This is a genomic window from Kitasatospora sp. NPDC001175, from assembly GCF_053598215.1.
Map to the genome: position 1 here is coordinate 38,059 of NZ_JBSFJU010000031.1, position 18,971 is coordinate 57,029.

16 protein-coding genes are annotated in these 18,971 nt (G+C 70.7%); 8 read left to right on the forward strand and 8 right to left on the reverse strand.

Annotated features, from left to right (window positions below; all coding sequences use genetic code 11):
- The first annotated feature begins 459 nt into the window (after positions 1-459).
- The 3 genes from ACWDAK_RS22325 to ACWDAK_RS22335 all read left to right on the forward strand — a co-directional run bounded on the left by ACWDAK_RS22325 (position 460) and on the right by ACWDAK_RS22335 (position 2,629).
- A complete protein-coding gene (locus ACWDAK_RS22325) occupies positions 460-912 on the forward strand; it encodes a hypothetical protein (protein WP_427394858.1) in 453 nt (150 codons plus the stop codon).
- Complete coding sequence (locus ACWDAK_RS22330; protein ID WP_427394859.1) at positions 912-1,214, forward strand: transcriptional regulator; 303 nt, start codon at positions 912-914, stop codon at positions 1,212-1,214. Before ACWDAK_RS22325 ends, ACWDAK_RS22330 begins: the two co-directional genes overlap by 1 nt.
- Before the next feature lie 470 nt (positions 1,215-1,684).
- Positions 1,685-2,629 (forward strand): EamA family transporter, encoded by a 945-nt coding sequence (locus ACWDAK_RS22335; protein ID WP_427394860.1) that lies wholly within the window; start codon positions 1,685-1,687, stop codon positions 2,627-2,629.
- A gap of 247 nt (positions 2,630-2,876) precedes the next feature.
- On the opposite strand, the gene ACWDAK_RS22340 is transcribed toward ACWDAK_RS22335, so the two are convergent.
- From ACWDAK_RS22340 to ACWDAK_RS22355, 4 genes are all read right to left on the reverse strand, one after another.
- Positions 2,877-3,479: a DUF1707 domain-containing protein gene (locus tag ACWDAK_RS22340; RefSeq protein WP_344639904.1), complete on the reverse strand. Its 603-nt coding sequence runs from the start codon at positions 3,477-3,479 to the stop codon at positions 2,877-2,879.
- A complete protein-coding gene (locus ACWDAK_RS22345) occupies positions 3,479-4,702 on the reverse strand; it encodes a cytochrome P450 (protein WP_344639905.1) in 1,224 nt (407 codons plus the stop codon). Before ACWDAK_RS22345 ends, ACWDAK_RS22340 begins: the two co-directional genes overlap by 1 nt.
- Before the next feature lie 547 nt (positions 4,703-5,249).
- Entirely contained in the window at positions 5,250-5,759 is a 510-nt protein-coding gene (locus ACWDAK_RS22350; protein ID WP_344639906.1) for an RICIN domain-containing protein, read from the reverse strand.
- A 263-nt stretch (positions 5,760-6,022) separates the two neighbouring features.
- Positions 6,023-6,484, reverse strand: a complete 462-nt coding sequence (locus ACWDAK_RS22355; RefSeq protein WP_344639907.1) for an SRPBCC family protein — start codon at positions 6,482-6,484, stop codon at positions 6,023-6,025.
- A 392-nt stretch (positions 6,485-6,876) separates the two neighbouring features.
- On the opposite strand from ACWDAK_RS22355, the gene ACWDAK_RS22360 reads away from it, so the two are divergent.
- From ACWDAK_RS22360 to ACWDAK_RS22370, 3 genes are all read left to right on the forward strand, one after another.
- The gene (locus tag ACWDAK_RS22360; protein ID WP_427394862.1) at positions 6,877-7,758 is read left to right on the forward strand and encodes an endo alpha-1,4 polygalactosaminidase; all 882 of its coding nucleotides are present in this window, start codon (positions 6,877-6,879) and stop codon (positions 7,756-7,758) included.
- Between the two features lie 712 nt (positions 7,759-8,470).
- Positions 8,471-11,215, forward strand: coding sequence for an ATP-binding protein (locus ACWDAK_RS22365; RefSeq protein ID WP_427394863.1), 2,745 nt, complete (start codon positions 8,471-8,473; stop codon positions 11,213-11,215).
- A gap of 84 nt (positions 11,216-11,299) precedes the next feature.
- On the forward strand, positions 11,300-12,148 hold the full coding sequence (locus ACWDAK_RS22370; RefSeq protein ID WP_427394864.1) for a sulfurtransferase: 849 nt from the start codon (positions 11,300-11,302) through the stop codon (positions 12,146-12,148).
- 94 nt (positions 12,149-12,242) lie between these two features.
- On the opposite strand, the gene ACWDAK_RS22375 is transcribed toward ACWDAK_RS22370, so the two are convergent.
- Complete coding sequence (locus ACWDAK_RS22375; protein ID WP_344639911.1) at positions 12,243-13,175, reverse strand: LysR family transcriptional regulator; 933 nt, start codon at positions 13,173-13,175, stop codon at positions 12,243-12,245.
- A 71-nt stretch (positions 13,176-13,246) separates the two neighbouring features.
- Here ACWDAK_RS22375 and ACWDAK_RS22380 point away from each other — a divergent pair, with 71 nt between their 5' ends.
- Both ACWDAK_RS22380 and ACWDAK_RS22385 read left to right on the forward strand, forming a co-directional pair.
- On the forward strand, positions 13,247-14,665 hold the full coding sequence (locus ACWDAK_RS22380; protein WP_427394865.1) for an FAD-binding oxidoreductase: 1,419 nt from the start codon (positions 13,247-13,249) through the stop codon (positions 14,663-14,665).
- Positions 14,666-14,729: 64 nt separating this feature from the next.
- Entirely contained in the window at positions 14,730-15,347 is a 618-nt protein-coding gene (locus tag ACWDAK_RS22385; RefSeq protein WP_344639913.1) for a maleylpyruvate isomerase family mycothiol-dependent enzyme, read from the forward strand.
- Positions 15,348-15,523: 176 nt separating this feature from the next.
- Here the strand turns inward: ACWDAK_RS22385 and ACWDAK_RS22390 are convergent, their stop codons facing one another.
- The 3 genes from ACWDAK_RS22390 to ACWDAK_RS22400 form a co-directional block, all read right to left on the reverse strand.
- Complete coding sequence (locus tag ACWDAK_RS22390; RefSeq protein WP_427394866.1) at positions 15,524-16,528, reverse strand: cytochrome d ubiquinol oxidase subunit II; 1,005 nt, start codon at positions 16,526-16,528, stop codon at positions 15,524-15,526.
- Between the two features lie 36 nt (positions 16,529-16,564).
- Positions 16,565-17,896 (reverse strand): cytochrome ubiquinol oxidase subunit I, encoded by a 1,332-nt coding sequence (locus ACWDAK_RS22395; protein ID WP_344639915.1) that lies wholly within the window; start codon positions 17,894-17,896, stop codon positions 16,565-16,567.
- 100 nt (positions 17,897-17,996) lie between these two features.
- Positions 17,997-18,878: a LysR family transcriptional regulator gene (locus ACWDAK_RS22400; RefSeq protein WP_344639916.1), complete on the reverse strand. Its 882-nt coding sequence runs from the start codon at positions 18,876-18,878 to the stop codon at positions 17,997-17,999.
- Positions 18,879-18,971 lie beyond the last annotated feature (93 nt).

The window sequence follows — 18,971 nt, forward strand, 5'->3', positions numbered from 1 at the left end:
TGCGGGCGGGCGGTGGGTGTCAGACCCGACGCCTACCGCCCGCCTCGGCCGTCCGACCCGCTCAGGTGAGTCCGCGAGGTTGGCCACGCGGACTCGATCACGTGAAGGTGATGAGGCAAACGACCCTGTCCGCACCCCGGGTCCCGTTCTTTACCGTGCGGGCGACCTCATCGTTGCAAGCGTAGACGGTCAGAGAGTTCATGCATGGGCCGGACGAGGGCCGTGAACAGCCGCTGCGCCTGATCGCCGATCCGCTGCCGTATCGGGAGAACGCCATCCTGCGCGGACCGGAGCAACTCCCGGTCTCCTTCGAGCGACTGGGACCCGACGAGCTGGCCGCCTCAAACGCCCTCAATGGCCGGGTCCCCCAAGGCACTCACCTTCTTTCCCCCAAGGAAAGAAGGTGGTACTTTCCGTATGAGCAAGTACCTCGGATGACCAGGATGACCAGGGGGACCCATGACCTCGTACGACGCGCGGACCGCGCTCGACGCGATACACCACCACCAGGAGCAGACCCGTGACGCGTATGTGCGCCACGGCTCCTCGCTCCCCTACATGCTCGTCACCGCGTTGTCCGTGTTCGGCTTCAGTGCGGCCGCCGATCTGCAGAACCCCTGGCGCGCCCCCACCCTCCTGGCGGCGGGCGGCCTGATGGCGGGCACGCTGTTCGTGCACCAGCGGCGGGCCCCGGTCCGACGGAAGCCATCCGGCGCGGAGTGGGCGTTCTCCCTATGGCTGGGGGGCGTTGTCATCGTGATCCTGGTGGCGGCGGTGATCGGCGCCCGGCTGCTCAAGCTCCCGGAGCCCGGTGTGATCGCCGGGGCCGTCGCGGCCGTTGCGACCCTGGTGGCCGGGTATGCGACCCGCCCGATCGTCAAGGCCATCACACGCCAGGACGGCCACGTCTGATGGACCCGGACTTCGACGAGTTCCTGCACGCACCGGCCCGGCTCTCGATCGTCGCGCTGCTGACTCCGGCCGACTGGGTGGAGTTCGGCTTCGTACGGGACAAGGTGGGGACGAGCGACTCGGCCCTGTCCAAACAGGTCGCCGCATTGGCGGAGGCCGGGTACGTCGAGGCGCGCAAGACCCGGAACCGTACGGGGCGGCACACTCACGTCCGCCTCACCGCGCACGGCCGGTGGGCGTTCCAGCGGCACGCCGCGGCCCTGCAGAGGATCGTGGCGGCGGCGCGCGAACCACAGGAGTGAGGTGCGCTGCCCGGTCCCAGCGAGAACTTCGTCTACGCCGAGGGATTGCTCCCCGAGCTGGACACCGTACAGATCGACATCAGCTTCGGCTGCCCGCTCTTCGATGCGGGGCCAGTTCGCCCTGCAGGGCTTCGGAGATGCCTTCGATGGCGAACTTCGCGGCGCGGATGGCGTCGCAGTGGCGCGTGATCGTGCACTGGAGATCACCCAGTAGTGCTACCGCGCCAGTTCCGCCAGCCACGGATGACCGGGGTGCACGCGCTCCAGCCACCCGCTGAGGACGTCCGGACGACACGCCCGCCTTCGAGCATGCCATTGCCGCCCTACGCACCGAAGCTCTCCAATCTGCGAATTCCTGCCCGATATCGGGTAGAATTCTTGGCTTCTCGCAACTTCCTCCCGTAACTTCTCGCCGTGTGCGGGAGAAAACGAGAGAGAACGTGAAAGCACGCTTGAGCACGCGGCGACAGGTGGCAAGCACGAAGGCTTCGGCGGGCCTCGAGCAACTTGCCCATCGACCGCAATCGATGTCGGGGATGGCTTGGCTCGCGCTCACAGTCGTCTACATCGTGTGGGGTTCCACCTACCTCGGCATCCGGATCACCGTCGAAACTCTGCCTCCGCTGCTGTCAGCCGGTGCCCGCTTCATCACCGCGGGCGCCCTACTCATCGCCTTGCTGGCGTGGCGGCGAGGTGCCACAGCGCTGCGCGTGGCGCCGCGCCAGCTCGCCTCTGCGGCGCTTGTCGGCCTGCTGCTCCTGACCGGTGGCAACGGCCTCGCCTTCCTCGCGGAGACGCAGTTGCCCTCCGGCCTGACCGCGCTGCTGGTGGCGCTCACGCCGGTGTGGATGACCTTGCTGCGCGTCGGCAGCGGGTACCGGCCCAGCGTCATGGCACTCATCGGCGTTGGACTCGGGGTGTTGGGACTGCTCGTCCTCACCGCGCCAGGCCTGAGCGGCCGGACAGCGGTGACCGGCATCATCGTGATGGTCGCCGGTACGCTGATGTGGGCGCTCGGATCCGTCCTGTCATCCCGACTCCCGCTACCCGGCGATGTGTTCGCGACCAGCGCCTACGAGATGCTGGCCGGCGGCGCAGGTTGTCTACTCCTGGCGATGCTGCACGGTGAGCCAACAGGATTCCACCTGCATGCTGTTTCGGTTCGGTCCTGGGCCGCACTCGCGTACCTTGTCGTATTCGGCTCCATCGGGGCCTTCACCTGCTACGCGTGGTTGCTGCACGCGGCGCCCCTGCCGATCGTGTCGACCTACGCCTACGTCAATCCCGTCGTCGCGGTCATTCTCGGCGCCCTCGTCCTCCGAGAGCCCCTCACCTGGAACATCGTCATTGGCGGCACAGTGATCGTGGCCGCTGTTGCATCGATCGTCAGTGGCGAACGCCATCGCAGCAGGTAGCCAAGAAGGCCCAGGTCCCCCAACGCAACTACAGACCAGCTCGGTTGAGACGACAGGGCCGCATCCGCCCGCACCGGTCCTCCGGCTGACCCGAAGCGGCCCCTCGCTCCGCCGAGCGGGGGGCGCTTCAAGGGTTCCGATGTCGCTCAGGACGGAGACCGGGCCGCCGCGCTCGCGCTGGCGTGCAGCCTGCGTGCGCTCAACGAGGTCTCCAAGGACGTCGGCCCCGGGCCGGCTGCCGCACGGCTCACCGCCGCCCGCTCCACCTCCACCGACCGCCAAGGCCGCGGCGCGAGTAGCGGATGCGGACGCTGCTCATCGAGACCTGGCCCAGCACCCGGAGCACCGGGCTGCCGGGCGCCGGCGCGTCCGTCGCCCGGTTCTTCACCGAGCCGAAGCCCGCCATCACGCCGTGCGTGGTCACCGACCAGCCGCGCGGCACGACCACCTCGACGTTGCCCATGTGCACGTCCACGTCCAGCACCACCTCGCGGTGCCGGCACACGGCCTCGGTGAAGTCGATGACGATGCTGCCCTTGTCGCTGCGGGCGGTCAGCTGCCGGGGCACCTCCCAGTAGCCGTCCTGCTTGAGGCTGCCCGCCAGGGTGGTCAGCTCCAGCGGGCCGCTGAGCCGGGGGTCCGCGGCCGGCAGCAGATCCACCGTCAGCGGCGCCAGTTCGGCGTACGTCTTCGCCGCGTACGCCCGCTCCACCCGCTCCTCGAGCTCCGCCAGATCGATCCGGCCGTCGCCGGCCGCCTCGCCGAGCTGCTCGACGACCTGCTCGCGGTCGTCGTGCGAGGCCCGGTGAACGGGGTCCGGAAGGTGTGCGGGGTGCTGCGGCCCGGTCATCAAGCCGTTTCCGTCCAGGTGACCGGCAGCTCGTGGACGCCGTAGATGTTCATGTCGGTCCTGAGCTTCACCTCGTCGGCGGGGATGGCGAGCTTGAGGGTCGGGAAGCGGCGCAGCAGTCCGTCGAACCCGGCGCGCATCTCGATGCGGGCCAGTTGCTGGCCGAGGCACTGGTGGATGCCGTGGCCGAAGGACAGGTGACCGCGGGCCTCGCGGTGGATGTCCAGGGTGTCGGGGTTGTCGAAGCGCCGGGGGTCGCGGTTGGCGGCCAGCATCGAGACGACGACGGTCGACCCCTCGCGGATCGTTTCACCGCCGAGTTCGATGTCCTCCGCGGCGTAGCGGTAGAGGACGTCGACGACGGACAGGTAGCGCATGAGTTCCTCGACGGCACCGGGCAGGAGTTCCGGGTTGGCGCGCAGTTCGGCCAGCTGCTCGGGGTGCTCCAGGAGCGCGAAGGTGCCCAGCCCCAGCATGTTGGCCGTGGTCTCGTGACCGGCGAGCAGCAGCAGGAAGGCCATGCCGATCAGCTCCTCGATGCTGAGGTCCTCATCGCGGGCCAGGTCGGACAGTATGTCCTCGCCGGGGGCGGCACGCTTGCTCGTGACCAGTTCGGCGAGGTAGGTGGTCATCGCGCCGTACGCGGCCATCTTCTCGTCGACCGGCTGGTCCTTGACCATGAACTTGGCGGTGTTGACCTGGAAGTTCTCCCGGTCCGCGTAGGGGACACCGAGCAGTTCGCAGATCACCAGCGAGGGCACCGGCAGCGCGAACTCCTTGACCAGGTCCACCGGCGGGGTGAGGCGCGCCAGTTCGTCCAGTTGCCGCTCGGCGATGCCGATGATGCCCTCTTCGAGCTGCTTCATCCGCCTGACGGTGAAGGCGCCGGTGAGCTTGCGCCGCAGCCGGGTGTGGTCCGGCGGATCCATGCTGATGAACAGGCCCGGCACCTGCGGGGACGGTTCGGTGATCTCGGACATGCCGGGGACCTCGAACGGCACGTGGAGAAGCCCGAGGTCCTGGCGGGAGCTGAACCGGGTGTCCGCCATGAGCTGGCGGACCGCGTCGTAGCCGGTGACGAGCCAGCCCTCGTGACCGTCGGGAAAGACCATGGGACTGACCGGGCGGGCTTCGCGCAGCCGGGTGATCTGGCGGGGCGGGTCGAAGGGGCCCGCATCGCGCTCCATGGGGAGGCCGTGCGGGATGGGAGCCGTCTGACTCATCGGGTTTCCTTTCGCGGCGGTTGTTACGGCCACACTCGCCGAGGGACCTGACACAGGACTGACACGGCTCTGACACCGACGCCTGGCCGCACCAGTTCAAGCTCCGCATTCGCTATGCCGTCGGGCCGGCCGCGCCTCGGATGACGCGGTGTCCTCACTCTGCAACGATCGGCAAGTCGCATACTCGGCACGGGAAGCGGCTCCGGGGAGACGGGCCACCCCGGCCCCCGGCCACGCGTACGGCCCTTGGCCACAAGCGGACATGCGACCTCGCTCGGGGCTGACCGGGACTCGATACAGGGCCTGGCCAGCAACCACGAGAGCCAAGTAGGCCCCCGCCTGTCGGCGGGGGCCTACTGCTTGCCAAGCCCTACAGGCCAGCCGGCTTGCCCCCGTCCCCGTAGGGTGGGTGACCCACCGAACCAGCCCTGGATCTGCAGAGCCGACTCTGCGCCGAGCTCCTGGCTGACCACTCACTTCCAGGTCCGGGTCCCCGTACCGTGGCCGGAGGTGTCGCGGTGGCGGCCGGGTCAGCCCGTCGCGGTGGTCAGGAGACGTTCCAGAGCTGGTCGGCGACGTCGCTGCACGGCCACTGGATGATCGGGTTGCCCCAGGACATGCTGCCGCCCCGGTCGCTTATGCACATGTTCGAGTTCTTGTTGATCAGGTGGATGGGCCCGGTGTCACTGCCGCTGGTGTACCAGATCTGGTTCGCACCCCCGTGGCAGGTCCACTGCCCGAGCTGGGCCCCCGGGGCGGTGGTCCAGCCGGGCGCCTCCAGGCACATGTGGTTGGCGTTGACGAGCTCGATGCCGTCACCGGACTGCACGAAGTCCCATGCCTGGTCGGAGTTGTGGTTGCACTCCCACTGGATGGCCGGCGTCCCGTTCGCGCTGCCGCCCCCGGATATCCCGAGACAGATCCCCGACTTCTGGTTCTGCAGACCCGGCGCCGCCGCCGAGGCGCTCTGCTGTGACGCCACCGTCGACGAGAGCACCAGCACGAACAGGGCGCCCACGGTCCTGGCGGTCCGTCCGAAACTGAAGGTCTTTTGCATGTCCACTCCCCGATCATGGGCATTCACTCGAATGCGAACTGACACTCTGCCACAACCGGTGGGCCCGGCTCACCGACGTGCGGGGGGTTCAGACGGTGCGCCGCCGGTAGTACGCGAAGGTCACGCGAGCACGATTGGACCCCACGGCATCGCCCCACTCGTGCACGCCCGGGCCGGCGCCGGCCACCAGCCGTTGCGGTACGAGACCTCCTCGAACCCGAAGGTGTGCGTCCAGGTGAGCGGCATGGGTTCGAAGAGCACCACTACATCTGATCGGCGGCCGGGCCGGCCGTGAGTGCGGCGTCGGCAGCGTCCAGGATCTTGCCGAAGGTGTGGGCGATGACGGGTTTGGCGAGTGCGCGGGTGACGGCCGAGCCGAAGGGGAGGCGGACCTGGAAGGTGGTCGTCCATGCGACTTCGGTGCCCCCGGCGACCTCGGTGAAGGTCATGCGGCCGAGCTCGTGCCGGGATGGCGGGAAGCTGCGTTCGACGGTGTAGTCGAAGTCGTACGGCGGGTTGTAGCCGGTGACCCGCTCGCGGAACCAGCCGATCGCCCAGGTGTGCAGCCGGACCGCGCCCACTCCGTACGGCGCACCCGCACCCGGCCGGGCCAGTCGCGCCCTGAGGATGAGCGGGGAGCGGGTGTAGTTGGTGGTCGTGGCGCACCAGTCGAACACGTCCGCGATCGGCGCTGCGATGACACGTCGAACGGTCAAGGTCTCCATCTTCGCTCTTCTCCTGTCCGGTGGTGGCGCGGAACGACGGCCGCGCTCGGCAGGTAGACGGCGCGCCGCCCGGGAACGTGACGACGTCGATGGTGATGCGCGCCACGCTGCGGTGAACTCGGCTGCCGCGCGAGGGGCGTCCCCGAGCGCTACGACCCGGCTGCCACCGCAAGAGCGGTGCGGGAGTCCCTGCCTGCCGAGTAGGCCTCAGGTGGTGGCCGGGATCGTCGGGGGGTGCGCAGCCGATACCCGGTGGTGAAGGACCGCTCCGGGACCCGGTCGGTGACAGCCGCCACCGAGGCCGCGTAGGATCACCGCACGGCACTCGCCTCGTCGAGCCTCCCACACCGCTCCGAGGGCACGACTTCTTACATGATTGATGGAGCATCACTTTGACCGCCAACGACGGCTTCCGCACCCAACGGCGTTGGACGGCATGCCTGGTGGCAGTCGCCGGAATGACCGCGGCCGTGCTGTCCGCCTGCGCCTCCACGGCGACGACCACCACCGCACCGCCCCGTGCCACCGAGACGACAGGTACCGGCGAGTCGGCCGGTGCCGTCAAGGTGAGCCTGCCTCCGGTCCACGCCGGCTTCGACTACCAGATCGGCGGCCCGTACACCCCGCCGCCCGGCGTGGCGATCGTCAGCCGGGACCACACGGCCTCCCCGGCAGCCGGGATGTACAACGTCTGCTACGTGAACGCATTCCAGGCCCAGCCGGACGAGCAGGGCCAGTGGCCCGCCGACCTGTTGCTGCACGACGCGCACGGTCAGGTGGTCGTCGACTCCGACTGGAACGAGGCTCTGCTGGACATCAGCACGACCGACCGGCGCGCCCGCGTGGCGGCCAGGGTCGACCAGTGGATCGACGAATGCGCCGGGAAGGGCTTCAACGCCGTCGAGCTCGACAACTACGACAGCTACACCCGCTCGAACGGCACGCTCACCGCCGCCGACGCCGAGGCGTTCATCACCCTGCCAGCCGCACACGCCCATGCGCGCGGCCTGGCCGTCGGCCAGAAGAACAGCGCGGACCTCGCGGGTGACAGGTCCCGGACCCACCTGGACTTCGCCGTTGCCGAGGAGTGCGCCGAGTACGACGAGTGCGGCACGTACGCTTCCGCGTTCGCCGATCACGTCCTCGTGATCGAGTACACCGACCAGGGCCTGCGCAGCGCGTGCTCCGCCTTCGGCAGCCGGCTCAGCATCGTCCGCCGGGACAAGGGCGTGACCGCGCCGGACCACAACGACTATGTCCGCCGGACGTGTTGAGCCGTCTCTTGAGCTTGATCCGCTTTGACGGACACCCCTGAGTTCGACGCCGGCCAGCCTTCGCCGACACCGAGACCCGCTTCCCTTTGGACACCGGTTTCACCACCCGGAGCGACGAGGCGCCGACCTGTGCCGCATCATGGAGCAACGGTGTTGATGCATGCACGACTTGACGTACAGACATGCACTTCTGCGACACGGCGCGCGTGCGTGTCCACTTTGACTTTCGAACCAGTTCGGCCGCTTCCAGTACCCAGCCCAGAGCTCCCAGGTCCAGCGGGCCGGCCAGGCGCAGGCCGAGCACGACTTCGTCCAGAAGCTGCTGGCGATGAGTTCGTGTAGGCGCCTTCGCCCTCGAAGTCCTGCTGCCAGACCAGGTTTCCGCTGCAGCCGTAGCCTCCTGCGTGGGCGGTGCCCGAGATGCCTGTCACCAGACCGGCCGCCAGCACGGCCGATGCGCCGACCCCGGCCAGGCGCCGCTTCAGCCCGGACTCCCTCATGTCCATCGCCTCCTGCTTCCTCCGCTTCCCCGGAAAGGACGCCTTTCCTGGACGAGAACCATCGTCGACTGCCGCAGCCGCCGATCCCATGGCGTTGACTTGCCGCTCGTCTGGTCTTTCGTCACCGCGATGGTCTACGGTCATGGGTTGACCGGCGGCACGGGAACCACGGGCCGCCGGCCGTGTCTGACGACTGTCGGCGGGGGATGCACATGCCTGGGCAGTTCGGGGAAGCGCTCCGGCGCCACCGGTTGCGGGCCGGTCTCACACAGGAGGAGCTTGCGGAGCGGTCCGGTGTGTCCGTGCACGCGATCAGCGTGCTGGAGGCCGGCCGGCGGAGCCCGCGGCTGTCCTCCGTGTCCAGACTCGCCGCGGGTCTCGGCCTGGAGCCGGCCGACCAGGAGCAGCTGATCGCGGCGGCCCGCAGGCCGGATGCTCCCGCCGCCCCGGCCGCTGGCACCGACAGTCCGGCAGACCGACCGCAGCACCGCACCGCACCCTGCCAACTGCCGTACGACACCCGGCTGTTCACCGGTCGCACCCGGGAGCTGGAGCAGCTGCTCCGGGTGGCCGAAGGAGCACCCGCGGGCAGCCACGCGGGAATGGTGGTGGTCTCCGCGATCGACGGGATGGGAGGCGTCGGAAAGTCCGCGCTGGCCGTCCACACCGCCCACCGGGTTCGCGCCCACTTCCCCGACGGCCAGCTGTTCATCGACCTGCACGGCCACACCCCCGGCACCGCACCGCTCACCGCCGAGGACGCCCTGGGCCTGCTGCTGCGCTCTCTCGGCGTACCTCCGCAGCAGATCCCCCGGGATCCGGGCGAGCGCGCCGCGTTCTACCGTGACCGCCTCGCCGGGACCCGCACCCTGGTCCTCCTGGACAACGCTGCCAACGCTGCCCAGGTCCGGCCCCTGCTGCCCGGCATGCCCGGCTGCCTGGTCCTGATCACCAGCCGCACGCACCTCGCCGGCCTCGACGACGCACACCTCCTCGCGCTCGACGTCCTGCCCGGCCCCGAGGCCATCGCCCTGCTGCACGAGGCCGCCGGCCCCGGCCGCATCCCCGCCGACCACCCGGCGACCGCCGACCTGGTCGACCTCTGTGCCCGCCTCCCCCTGGCCATCCGCATCTCCGGCGCCCGGCTGCGCCACCACCGCGCGCTGCGGGTGGCGGACCTGGTCGAGCAACTACGGGACGAACACAGCCGCCTGGACCACCTCCAGGACGAGGACCGCAATCTGACGGCCGTCTTCGACGCCTCCTACGCCGCCCTGTCCGACGCCGAACAGCAGCTCTTCCTCCACCTGGGCCAGATCCCCGGACCGGACTTCGACCCCTTCGCCGCCGCCAACCTGGCCGGCACCGACCACCGCACCGCCGAACGCCTCCTGGAGTCGCTGCTGGACCACAACCTCCTCATCCAGCACACGCCGGGTCGCTACCGCTTCCACGACCTCGTCGGCCTCTACGCGCGCACCCGGCGCGACCGGCTCGGGAGGGAGGAATCCGAGGCCGCCCTGGAACGGCTGCTGGACTACTACCAGCACACCGCCCGAAGAGCCGACCACCACCTCGCCCGCCGCAGCAGACCCGGATCGCCGGCACTCCCCACGGCGCCCGTCACCGCACCGCAACTGGCCGACCGGGACGCCGCCCTGACCTGGATGCGCGCCGACCGCGACAACCTGACCGCCGCCGTCACCCATGCCACCGCCGACGCCCGGCACTCACACGCCGTCGCGCTCACCGCCGCCCTGGCCACCGTCCTGCTCCTGGACGGCCCCTGGACGCAGGCCGCCGGGCTGCACCAGTCCGCGGCAGCCGCCGCACACGCACTGGGAGACCGCAACGGCGAGGCGGCGGCCCTCTGCGACCTGGGCCGCACGTACCACGCGACCGGGGACTACCACGCCTCGGCCGAACTGTACGAGCGGGCGCTGGCCATCTACCAGGACATCGGCGACCGCCGCGGCGAGGCGGCCGGCCTGCACGAGCTCGGCCGCATCCGCGTCCTGACCGGGGACTACGACGCGGCGGCCGAACTGCACGAGCTGGCCCTGGTGATCTTCCAGGACCTCGGCGACCGCCTCGCCGAAGCACGAACGCTGTGCGATCTGGGCCGCGCGCGCCATTCGACGGGCGACTCCCCTGCAGCCATCTCGCTGATGGAGCGGGTCCTGGCGCTGTACCGGTCATGCGGTGACCGCCGGGGCGAGGCAGGCGCCCTCCACGACCTGGGCTACGTGCTGCACGAGACCGGTGACTACCCGGCCGCCGCGAAGCTGCACCAACAAGCCCTGACGATCTACCGCAGCATCGGCAGCCGCCAAGGCGAGGCCATCATCCTGTGGAACCTCGGCCGCGCCCGGCACGCGACCGGGGACTTCCCGGCAGCCGCCGAACTGCACGAGCAAGCCCTGACGATCTACCGCAGCATCGGCAGCCGCCAGGGCGAGGCCGACGCACTCCAGGGCCTGGGCCGCGTACGGCACGCGACCGGGGACTTCCCGGCAGCCGCCGACCTCTACCGGCAGGCCCTGACGATCTACCAGGGCATCGGCAGCCGCCCCGGCCAGGCCGAACTTCTCACCAACCTGGGCGCGTTGGTCGCGGACACCACCGGCCCTCGCGAAGCCCTGCCTCTCTACCAGGAGGCCATGCGGCTCGCCCGCCAGATCCACAGCCCCCTCGACGAGGCCAGGGCCCTGGAAGGCACCGCCCACTGCTCCGCGCAATTCGGCGACCGCGACACCGCACTCACCGACCTCCGGCGGGCCGTGGCCATCTACCGACGCATCGGCGCCCCCCAAGCCCCGGCCGCCGCCGCCCGCCTCACCGCCTGGGAGACCACCGATCTCCGCGCCGACCCACCCCGAGCGCTCACGGCAACCCTCGCTCAGCCGACCGCCACGTCCCCGCGGTCGAAGCATCGTTCACGGCACCGCCCCGGCTGAGCCCGCACTCCACCGCTGCTCCCGGCCGGCACCTCACCGACCTGCTACCGTGCCGGCGCCCGCGCGAAGACGAAGAGGTGTGCGATGAGTTCCCTGCCCCTGTCCGGCCCGCTGGTCACCGTCGAGTGGCTGGCCGGCCACCTCGGCCACCCCGACCTGGTGGTGCTCGACGCCAGCGTCGGCGCCGCCCGGGGCGCCGGGACGGCGATGGCCGGCGCCCGGGTGTTCGACATCGACGGGGTGATGTCCGACCACGACGACCCGCGCCCGCACACCATGCCCGGTACCGAGCAGTTCGTCCGCGAGATGCGGGCCCTGGGCGTCAACGACCGCTCCACCGTGGTGGTGTACGACGCCGTCGGCGTCTACTCCAGCGCACGGGCCTGGTGGATGCTGCGCTCGATGGGCTTCGACCGGGCCGCCGTCCTCGACGGCGGCCTGCCCGCCTGGACGGCCGCCGGCCACCCGTGCCGCCCGTTCGACCAGGAATCGCCCGCCCCGGGCGACTTCACCGCGCGGCCCCGCACCGGGCTGCTCGTCGACAGCGACACCGTGCGGACGGCACTCGCTGACGAGGCCTCGGCCGTTCTCGACGCCCGCTCCCGGGGCCGGTACGCGGGCACCGAGTCCGAGCCCCGGCCCGGCCTGCGCGGCGGCCACATGCCCGGCGCCGCCAACCTGCCGTTCACCGAACTGCAGGCCGACGGCCGGATGCTGCCCGTCGAGGAGCTCCGCTCCGCCTTCGCCGAGGCGGCCGGCGGCCGCGAGCGGCTGCTGTTCAGCTGCGGCTCCGGCGTCACCGCCTGCGTGCTCGCCCTCGGCGCCGAGCTGGCCGGCTACCGCGACCTCGCGGTGTACGACGGCTCCTGGAGCGAGTGGGGCCTGCCCTCCGATCTGCCGGTCGTGACCGGCACCGATCCCGGCGAGGAGTAGCACCCGGCACCGAGATCCGTTGCATTTGTGATCACCTACCGGGCAGCCGGCTCCGTGAAAGCGCGAGGGCTGTGGTGGCCGCGATGTCACGGCGTCAAAAAGACGTGTGGTTGACCGGTTCGGGGGACGGGAGTTCCGCCCGGAGCCGTTGGAGCAAGGCCCTTGCTGCCGTGCCGGCAGGGCCGTCGCTGCGCCAGGTCAGCGCGATCCGGCCGCGCGGCTGCGGGGCGACCAGTTCCAGCGAGCGCAGGCCCAGCGCAGTCGCCGCGCCGTCCGGGAGGGCCGGCAGCACGGCTACGCCGAGTCCGCGGACGGCCAGTTGGGCGAGCAGGTACGGGGTAGCCGCCTCGAAGGCGATGCGCGGCTGGAAACCCGCGGCGGCGCAGGCCCGGTCGAGGACACCGCGCAGGCCGGTGCCGCGCGGCAGGGTGATCAGCGGGCGGTCGCGCAGGGCGGCCATCGGGATCTCGGTGCCCTCGGTGCACGCGACCAGCGGGTCCTCCGGGGCGAGGACGGCAACCAGCGGGGTGTCGATGATGATCTGGTGCGACAAACCCGGCGATGATTCGGCGTCCGTCAAACCGACCAGCGCGAAGTCGAGTTCGCCGCTGTACAGCGCGGCGTGCATCCGCTCGGAGGTGTCCTCGCTGAGGGTGATCTCGATCTGCGGGTGCTCGTCGTGGAAGTCGGCGAGCACCGAGGCCACGTCGAGCTCGTGGGTGGCGGTGCCGGGAACCAGACCGATTCGGACTCGGCCGCGCAGCAGCCCGGTGAATTCGTCCACCGCCTGCCGGACGCCGTCGAACGCGGCGATCGCGGCACGTGCGTACGGCAGGACGGCCCGCCCGGCCTCGGTGACGGTCACCGAGCGGCCGGAACGATCCAGCAGCTGTTGCCCGAGTTCCCGCTCCAGTTGCCGGATCTGATTGCTGATTCCCGGTTGGGCGAGCCGGAGCCGGGCGGCGGCCCGGGTGAAGTTGGCTTCCTCCACCACGGCAACGAAGTACTGCAGCTGACGGAATTCCATAACTGCTGATTCTAGTTACGAGACCTGCGAAGTATTGGACCTATAGCAGAGCGTGCTGGCATGCTGAAGCCATGGGGAACGCCAACCACCGGAATTCGCAAGAATTACCCACATTCCACGGCCCGGTCTTTCGCCCGGGCGATGCCGGGTACGACGACGAGGTCTCCGGCTTCCAAGCGGCCTACAGCCACCAGCCGTTGCTGGTGGTCGGTGCGGCAGACGCCGACGACGTCCGCGCGGCCGTGTCCTACGCGGCGAGTGAGGACCTGCCGGTCGCGGTCCAGTCGACCGGGCACGGCCTGTCGGTGGCCGGCCAGGACGCGGTGCTGATCAGCACCCGCCGGCTGACCGAGCTGACGATCGACCCGGACAGGGGAACTGCCCGGATCGGTGCCGGAGTTCGGGCCGCCGAGCTGATCGCGGCCGCCGGCGAGCACGGGCTGGCCCCGCTCAACGGCTCCTCGTCGACCGTCGGCGTCGTCGGCTACACCCTCGGCGGCGGAATCGGTCTGATGGCCCGGCAATTCGGCTACGCGGCCGACCACGTGCGGGCGATCGAGATCGTCACCGCCGACGGCGAGCTGCGCCGGCTCGAACCGGGCGACGAGCTGTTCGGCGCGGTCCTGGGCAGCGGCGGCAACTTCGGTGTCGTCACCGCCCTGGAGACCAACCTGGTCCCGGTCCGCACCATCTTCGGCGGCCAGTTGGTCTTCGACACGCCGCTGGTCGAGCAGGCGGTGGAGACCTGGCGGCAGTGGAGCGCCACGGTTCCGGACGAATTGACCTCCTCGGTCACCTTGATCGGCTTCCCCGACATTCCGCCGGTCCCCGCCCCGATGCGCGGCCGGTACGTGGCGTCCGTCCGGATCGTCTACAACGGACCGGCCGAGGAGGGCGAGCGCCTGGTCGCACCGCTGCGCGCGGTCGGCGACCGGATGATCGACGCCCTGCAGACCCTCCCGTACACCCAGTGCGCGGCGATCCACCAGGACCCGGCCGACCCGCACCCGTACGCCGCGACCAACGCGCTGCTCGGGGAGTTCCCGGCGGAGGCGGTGCGCGCGGTGCTGGACGTGGCCGGCCCGACGTCCCCGGTGCCGTGCCTGGTGGACATCCGCCACCTGGGCGGCGCGCTGCGCACCGCCGGGCCGGGCGGGACCGCGGTGGACCACCGCGAGGCGGAGTACGCCGTCCGGGTGATCTCCTCGCCGGGCTTCGGCGGGGTCGGCCCGGACGCGATCCGCGAGCGGCACGCGCTGCTGCGCGAGGCCCTCGCGCCGTGGACGCTCGGTCACAGCCTGGCCTTCCTCTACGGCGACGGCGAGCACGCGGACGAGGCGCAGACCCGCTTCGGCTACCAGGCGACCACCTACGAACGGCTGGCCGCGCTGAAGGCCGCGCACGATCCCCGGAACCTGTTCCGGTTCAACCGCAACATCCGCCCCGAGTCGAAGTCCGCCGAGGCGGACGGCGGCCCCGGCGCCGAGTGACACCGGGCGGTCGGCCGGAGAACCGCCGGTACTCCGGCCGGCCGCCGCACGACAGGAGAGCAGCATGGACATCCGAAGCGCGATCGCGGCCGAGCGCCGGGAGTTGGCCGACGTCCTGGACGGACTGTCGCCCGAGCAGTGGGACGCGCCGACGCTGTGCGAGGGGTGGCGGGTCCGCGAGGTCGCGGCCCACATGTCAGTGGGGTTCCGCTACTCGTTCCCGCAGCTGGCGCTCGACCTGGTGAAGGCCGGAGGCAATCTGAACCGGATGGGCGACCGGGTCGCCCGCCGGGATGCGGCCGCCATGACCGAACGCCAGATGGCCGCCACTGTGCGGGACAACGCGGACCATCCGTGGACTCCCCCGGTCGGCGGGATCACCGCGGCCCTGGGCCACGACGTGATCCACGGCCTGGACATCACGGTGCCGCTGGGCTTGGACCGCAAGGTGCCGCTGGAACGGGTCGAGGCCGTCCTGGCCGGCGTGGGCACCAGGACGCTCAAGTTCTTCGGTGCCAAGCTCGACGGGGTCCGGCTGACCGCCGACGATCTCGACTGGTCCTTCGGGTCCGGCGCCCCGGTGTCCGGCTGCGCGCAGGACCTCCTGCTGGTCGTGTACGGCCGCAAGGTGCCCGCTGGTCGCCTCAGCGGCGAGCTGGCCGCCCGCTTCGCCGCGGCCTGACCCCTCCGGCCGGCCCGCGCCATCCGGGCCGCCGCCACAGACTGACTGTCCGCCAACCCCAGAGGCCGGCAGTCGGGCCGTTCCGCCCGTACGGACCCCCGTGGTACGGGCGGAACGGCTTTTCCGCGTCCGGCGTCAGGCATCCGGGGTGCCACCCGATCAGGACGCCAAGACGTTCAGCCCGCCACCGGCTCCGGTGCCCGTCCGGCCGACCGACCCGGCGCGAAGACCCGCCAGAACCAGGCCTGGGCGAAGGCCACCGCGACCAGCGCCGGCAGCACCGTCACCGCCAGCAGGGTGAGTGTGGAGGAGGCCGCGACGGCGTCGCCGAGGCTCAACTCCCCCACCCCCGAGCGGGTCGCCAGGGCCGTGGTTCCGTTGGCGATGCCGACACTGACCGGCAGCGCGATGAGCGGGGCCGCACCGCGCGCCAGCGCCCGGACGGTCTTCCCGTTGGCGTGGTCCCGTCCGGAGCCGAGCACCGCGATCGCCGGGAAGAGCCCGTTGATCGCCACCGCCACCTTCGCGTCGCAGCTCACCAGGCCGATGACCGCGGTGAGCAGGATCAGTCCGGCCAGCGCCAGGGTGAGCTGCTTGGCCAGCCGGTCCGCCCGCTCGCCGAGCGGGTTGTCGCCCCCGGCTGACAGAGCCGTGAAGAAGATGCCCTGCCGCAGGCTCGCCAGCACCAGGACGGCCGCGCTGCCCAGCGTGAACGGGTGCAGCAGGTCGCCGAGGGTCGCGGTGGGCTGCCCGCCGCCGCCGATGGACAGCCCGCGGATCAACACCGAGAGCACCACGCCCCAGCCGGCCGCCAGCACCAGGCTGGCGACGGGCAGCACGGCGTCCCAGGCCCGACGCCAGCCGGCGCCCGGGTGCGCGCAGCGGAACCAGAGCGCGGCGTCGCGCAGGAACCAGGCGAGCAGCAGCAGGGTCACCGGGATCCGCAGACCGGCCAGCAACTCCCCTTCCAGCAGGGGCAGGGCGCCGAACAGCAGACCGACGAAGGCGACCAGCCACACCTCGTTCGCCAGGAACAGCGGCACGACGAGGCGGCGCATCCGCGCGCGGTCGGCCTCGTCACGGGCGAACGGGATCAGCATGCCGACGCCGAAGTCCGCGCCCTCCAGGGTCAGATAGCCGACCAGGAGCAGGCCGACCAGCACGTACCAGAAGATGTCCATCAGCAAGTCTCCGTCAACCGGGCGTGTGGGGCAGGATCAGTAGGTGTGCGGAACACTCGTCCCCCCTGGTCCGCCCGCTCCGACGGCCACGGGCGTGCCGCCGTCCGGCCGACGTCCGTCCACCGGGAAGAGGTCGTCGGCGGCGAGCAACCCGCCGTCCGGGCCGAGCAGGGCGTAGCGGCGCAGTAGCGAGACGTCGACGACCGCCAGGACGGTCAGGACGACGGTGAAGGCGATGTACGAGGTGAGCATCCCTCCCCACGACACGTCGCCGATCGCCTGCTTGACGGTGAGTTCGCCGGTGACCATCCAGGGCTGGCGGCCGACCTCACGGGTGAGCCAGCCGCAGATCAGGCCCAGCGGGGCGAGCGGCAGCAGGATCACGGCCAGCCGGAGCCGGAAGGTCCTGGCGGGCAGTGGCTTGCCGCCGCCCCGCGCCGCAGTGGCCGGGATCCAGCCGAGCAGCAGCACCAGGACGCCGATCACCATCATCAGGTTGGACGGACCGGTGATCCAGGACGGGGGCGCCCAGTCGCCGACCCCGTGCAGGGCCTCGGCCGCGGCCTTGGCCTTCTCCACCTCGTCGTGCTCGCCGGTGAGGATCCCGAACTTGGCCGGCTGGTAGTCCTTCAGCGGCCCGTAGGACGCGAAGCCAACCACGATCGCCACGAAGGCGCCGATCGTGGCCAGCAGCGAGCCTTGCACCAGGGTCGGGCGGAAGAACTCCACCTCCCGGCCCCGGCGGATGTGGTAGGCGCTGACGGCGGCGAGGAACAGCCCCGCCAGCACGGACACCGCACCTGCGATGTGCGCCAGGGCGATCCAGGTGGCCTCGTTGGTGAGGACCGCGAACCAGTCCGTCACCTCGGCCGCACCGTTGCGCATCTCGTAGCCGACCGGCTTCTGCAGGAAGCCGTTCACCACCATGATCCAGAATGCCGAGGCGTACGCGGTCAGGGCGACCAGCCAGATCAACACGGCGTGCACGCGGGCCGGCAGCCGGTTGAAGCCGAACGCCCACAGGCCCAGGAAGGTCGACTCGAGGAAGAACGCGACAATGGCCTCCACCGCCATCGGCGCCCCGACGATGTTGCCCATGACGTGGGACAACCCGGACCAGTTGAGCCCGAACTGGAATTCCTGGGCCAGGCCGCTGATGATGCCGAGCGCGTAGTTGATGACGTAGAGACCGCCCCAGAAGCGCACCCGGCGCATCCGGGTCGCGCGCAGCTCCGGGTCGGTAGTGCGCAGCCCCCTGGTCTGCATGCACGCAACCACCGTGACCAGCCCGAGGGTGAGGGCGACGAACAGGAAGTGCAAGGTCGCTGTGGTCGCGAACTGCAGTCGCGCCAGATCAACTTCCGTCACGTGTCATTCTCCGATGAACGGGTTCCCACCTGCGAGCGGCGGGCGAACCTGGCCGCGTCGCGCACGAACGTCGTTGCGGCTAATGGTTTTTGAGATCTCGTCATATCAATACGGTACGCGTGTAGGAGACCAGGGCGCGGGCCGCGGGGCCGAGACCGCCGCCGGGCCGCCAGGCGATCGCGAGCCGGGCGCGCAGGTGTGGGCTGGGGATCCGCACCGGGTGCAACTGATCCGCGTTGGCGCTGACGAACGGCTCGGGCAGGATCGCCACCCCGAGACCGCGCGAGGCGAGTTGGGCCAGCACCCGCGGGTCGCTCGCCTCGAAGGCGATCCGGGGGCTGATGCCCGCAGCTGCCCAGGCCGCGTCGGAGGCCGCCCGCAGGCCGCTGCCGGCGGGCAGGCACATCAGCGCGTGGTCCTGCAGCTCGTCCACGGTGACGGTGCTCCGCTGGGCCAGCGGATGGTCGTGGCTGACCGCGCCGACCAGCGGCTCGTCGGCGATGACCTGCACGTCCAGCCCGGGCGGAGGGTCGGCGGACAGGCCGATGATGGCGACGTCGACCCGGCCGGCACGGGTGGCCTCCACCAGTTGCTCGGTGCTGCCCTCGGACAGGGATATCTCGACAGCGGGGTACTTCTCGCTGAAGTCGGCGATCACCTCGGGCAGGCTGAGTGACAGCGAGGAGGCCACCGAGCCGACCGTGACCTGGCCGTGGACCACACCGGTGAGGTCGTCCACGGCGTTGCGCAGGCTGTCGGCGGCGGCCAGCACGACGCGCGCGTGCGGCAGCGCGGCCAGGCCGTACTCGGTCAGCTGCACCGAACGGCCGCTTCGGTCCAGCAGGTTCTGGCCGAGCTCCCGTTCCAGTCTCCGCACCTGCGCGCTCACGCACGGCTGGGTCACGTAGACCCGGGCGGCGGCCTTGGTGAAGCTGCCTTCTTCGGCAACGGCAACGAAGTACTCCAACTGACGCAACTCCATGCCGCGAGTCTAGGCATCCGGTTCGTCAATATCACTGGTTTTTATGGGACTTGAGTTTGATCCGAGTTCGGTGTCGAAAGTCGCGCGTCGCCC

Coding starts and splice junctions, on each gene's coding strand:
- ACWDAK_RS22325 (WP_427394858.1), top strand. CDS start 460: ATGACCTCGTACGACGCGCGGACCGCGCTCGACGCGATACACCACCAC.
- ACWDAK_RS22330 (WP_427394859.1), top strand. CDS start 912: ATGGACCCGGACTTCGACGAGTTCCTGCACGCACCGGCCCGGCTCTCG.
- ACWDAK_RS22340 (WP_344639904.1), bottom strand. CDS start 3,479: ATGACCGGGCCGCAGCACCCCGCACACCTTCCGGACCCCGTTCACCGG.
- ACWDAK_RS22345 (WP_344639905.1), bottom strand. CDS start 4,702: ATGAGTCAGACGGCTCCCATCCCGCACGGCCTCCCCATGGAGCGCGAT.
- ACWDAK_RS22350 (WP_344639906.1), bottom strand. CDS start 5,759: ATGCAAAAGACCTTCAGTTTCGGACGGACCGCCAGGACCGTGGGCGCC.
- ACWDAK_RS22355 (WP_344639907.1), bottom strand. CDS start 6,484: ATGGAGACCTTGACCGTTCGACGTGTCATCGCAGCGCCGATCGCGGAC.
- ACWDAK_RS22365 (WP_427394863.1), top strand. CDS start 8,471: ATGCCTGGGCAGTTCGGGGAAGCGCTCCGGCGCCACCGGTTGCGGGCC.
- ACWDAK_RS22370 (WP_427394864.1), top strand. CDS start 11,300: ATGAGTTCCCTGCCCCTGTCCGGCCCGCTGGTCACCGTCGAGTGGCTG.
- ACWDAK_RS22375 (WP_344639911.1), bottom strand. CDS start 13,175: ATGGAATTCCGTCAGCTGCAGTACTTCGTTGCCGTGGTGGAGGAAGCC.
- ACWDAK_RS22380 (WP_427394865.1), top strand. CDS start 13,247: ATGGGGAACGCCAACCACCGGAATTCGCAAGAATTACCCACATTCCAC.
- ACWDAK_RS22385 (WP_344639913.1), top strand. CDS start 14,730: ATGGACATCCGAAGCGCGATCGCGGCCGAGCGCCGGGAGTTGGCCGAC.
- ACWDAK_RS22390 (WP_427394866.1), bottom strand. CDS start 16,528: ATGGACATCTTCTGGTACGTGCTGGTCGGCCTGCTCCTGGTCGGCTAT.
- ACWDAK_RS22400 (WP_344639916.1), bottom strand. CDS start 18,878: ATGGAGTTGCGTCAGTTGGAGTACTTCGTTGCCGTTGCCGAAGAAGGC.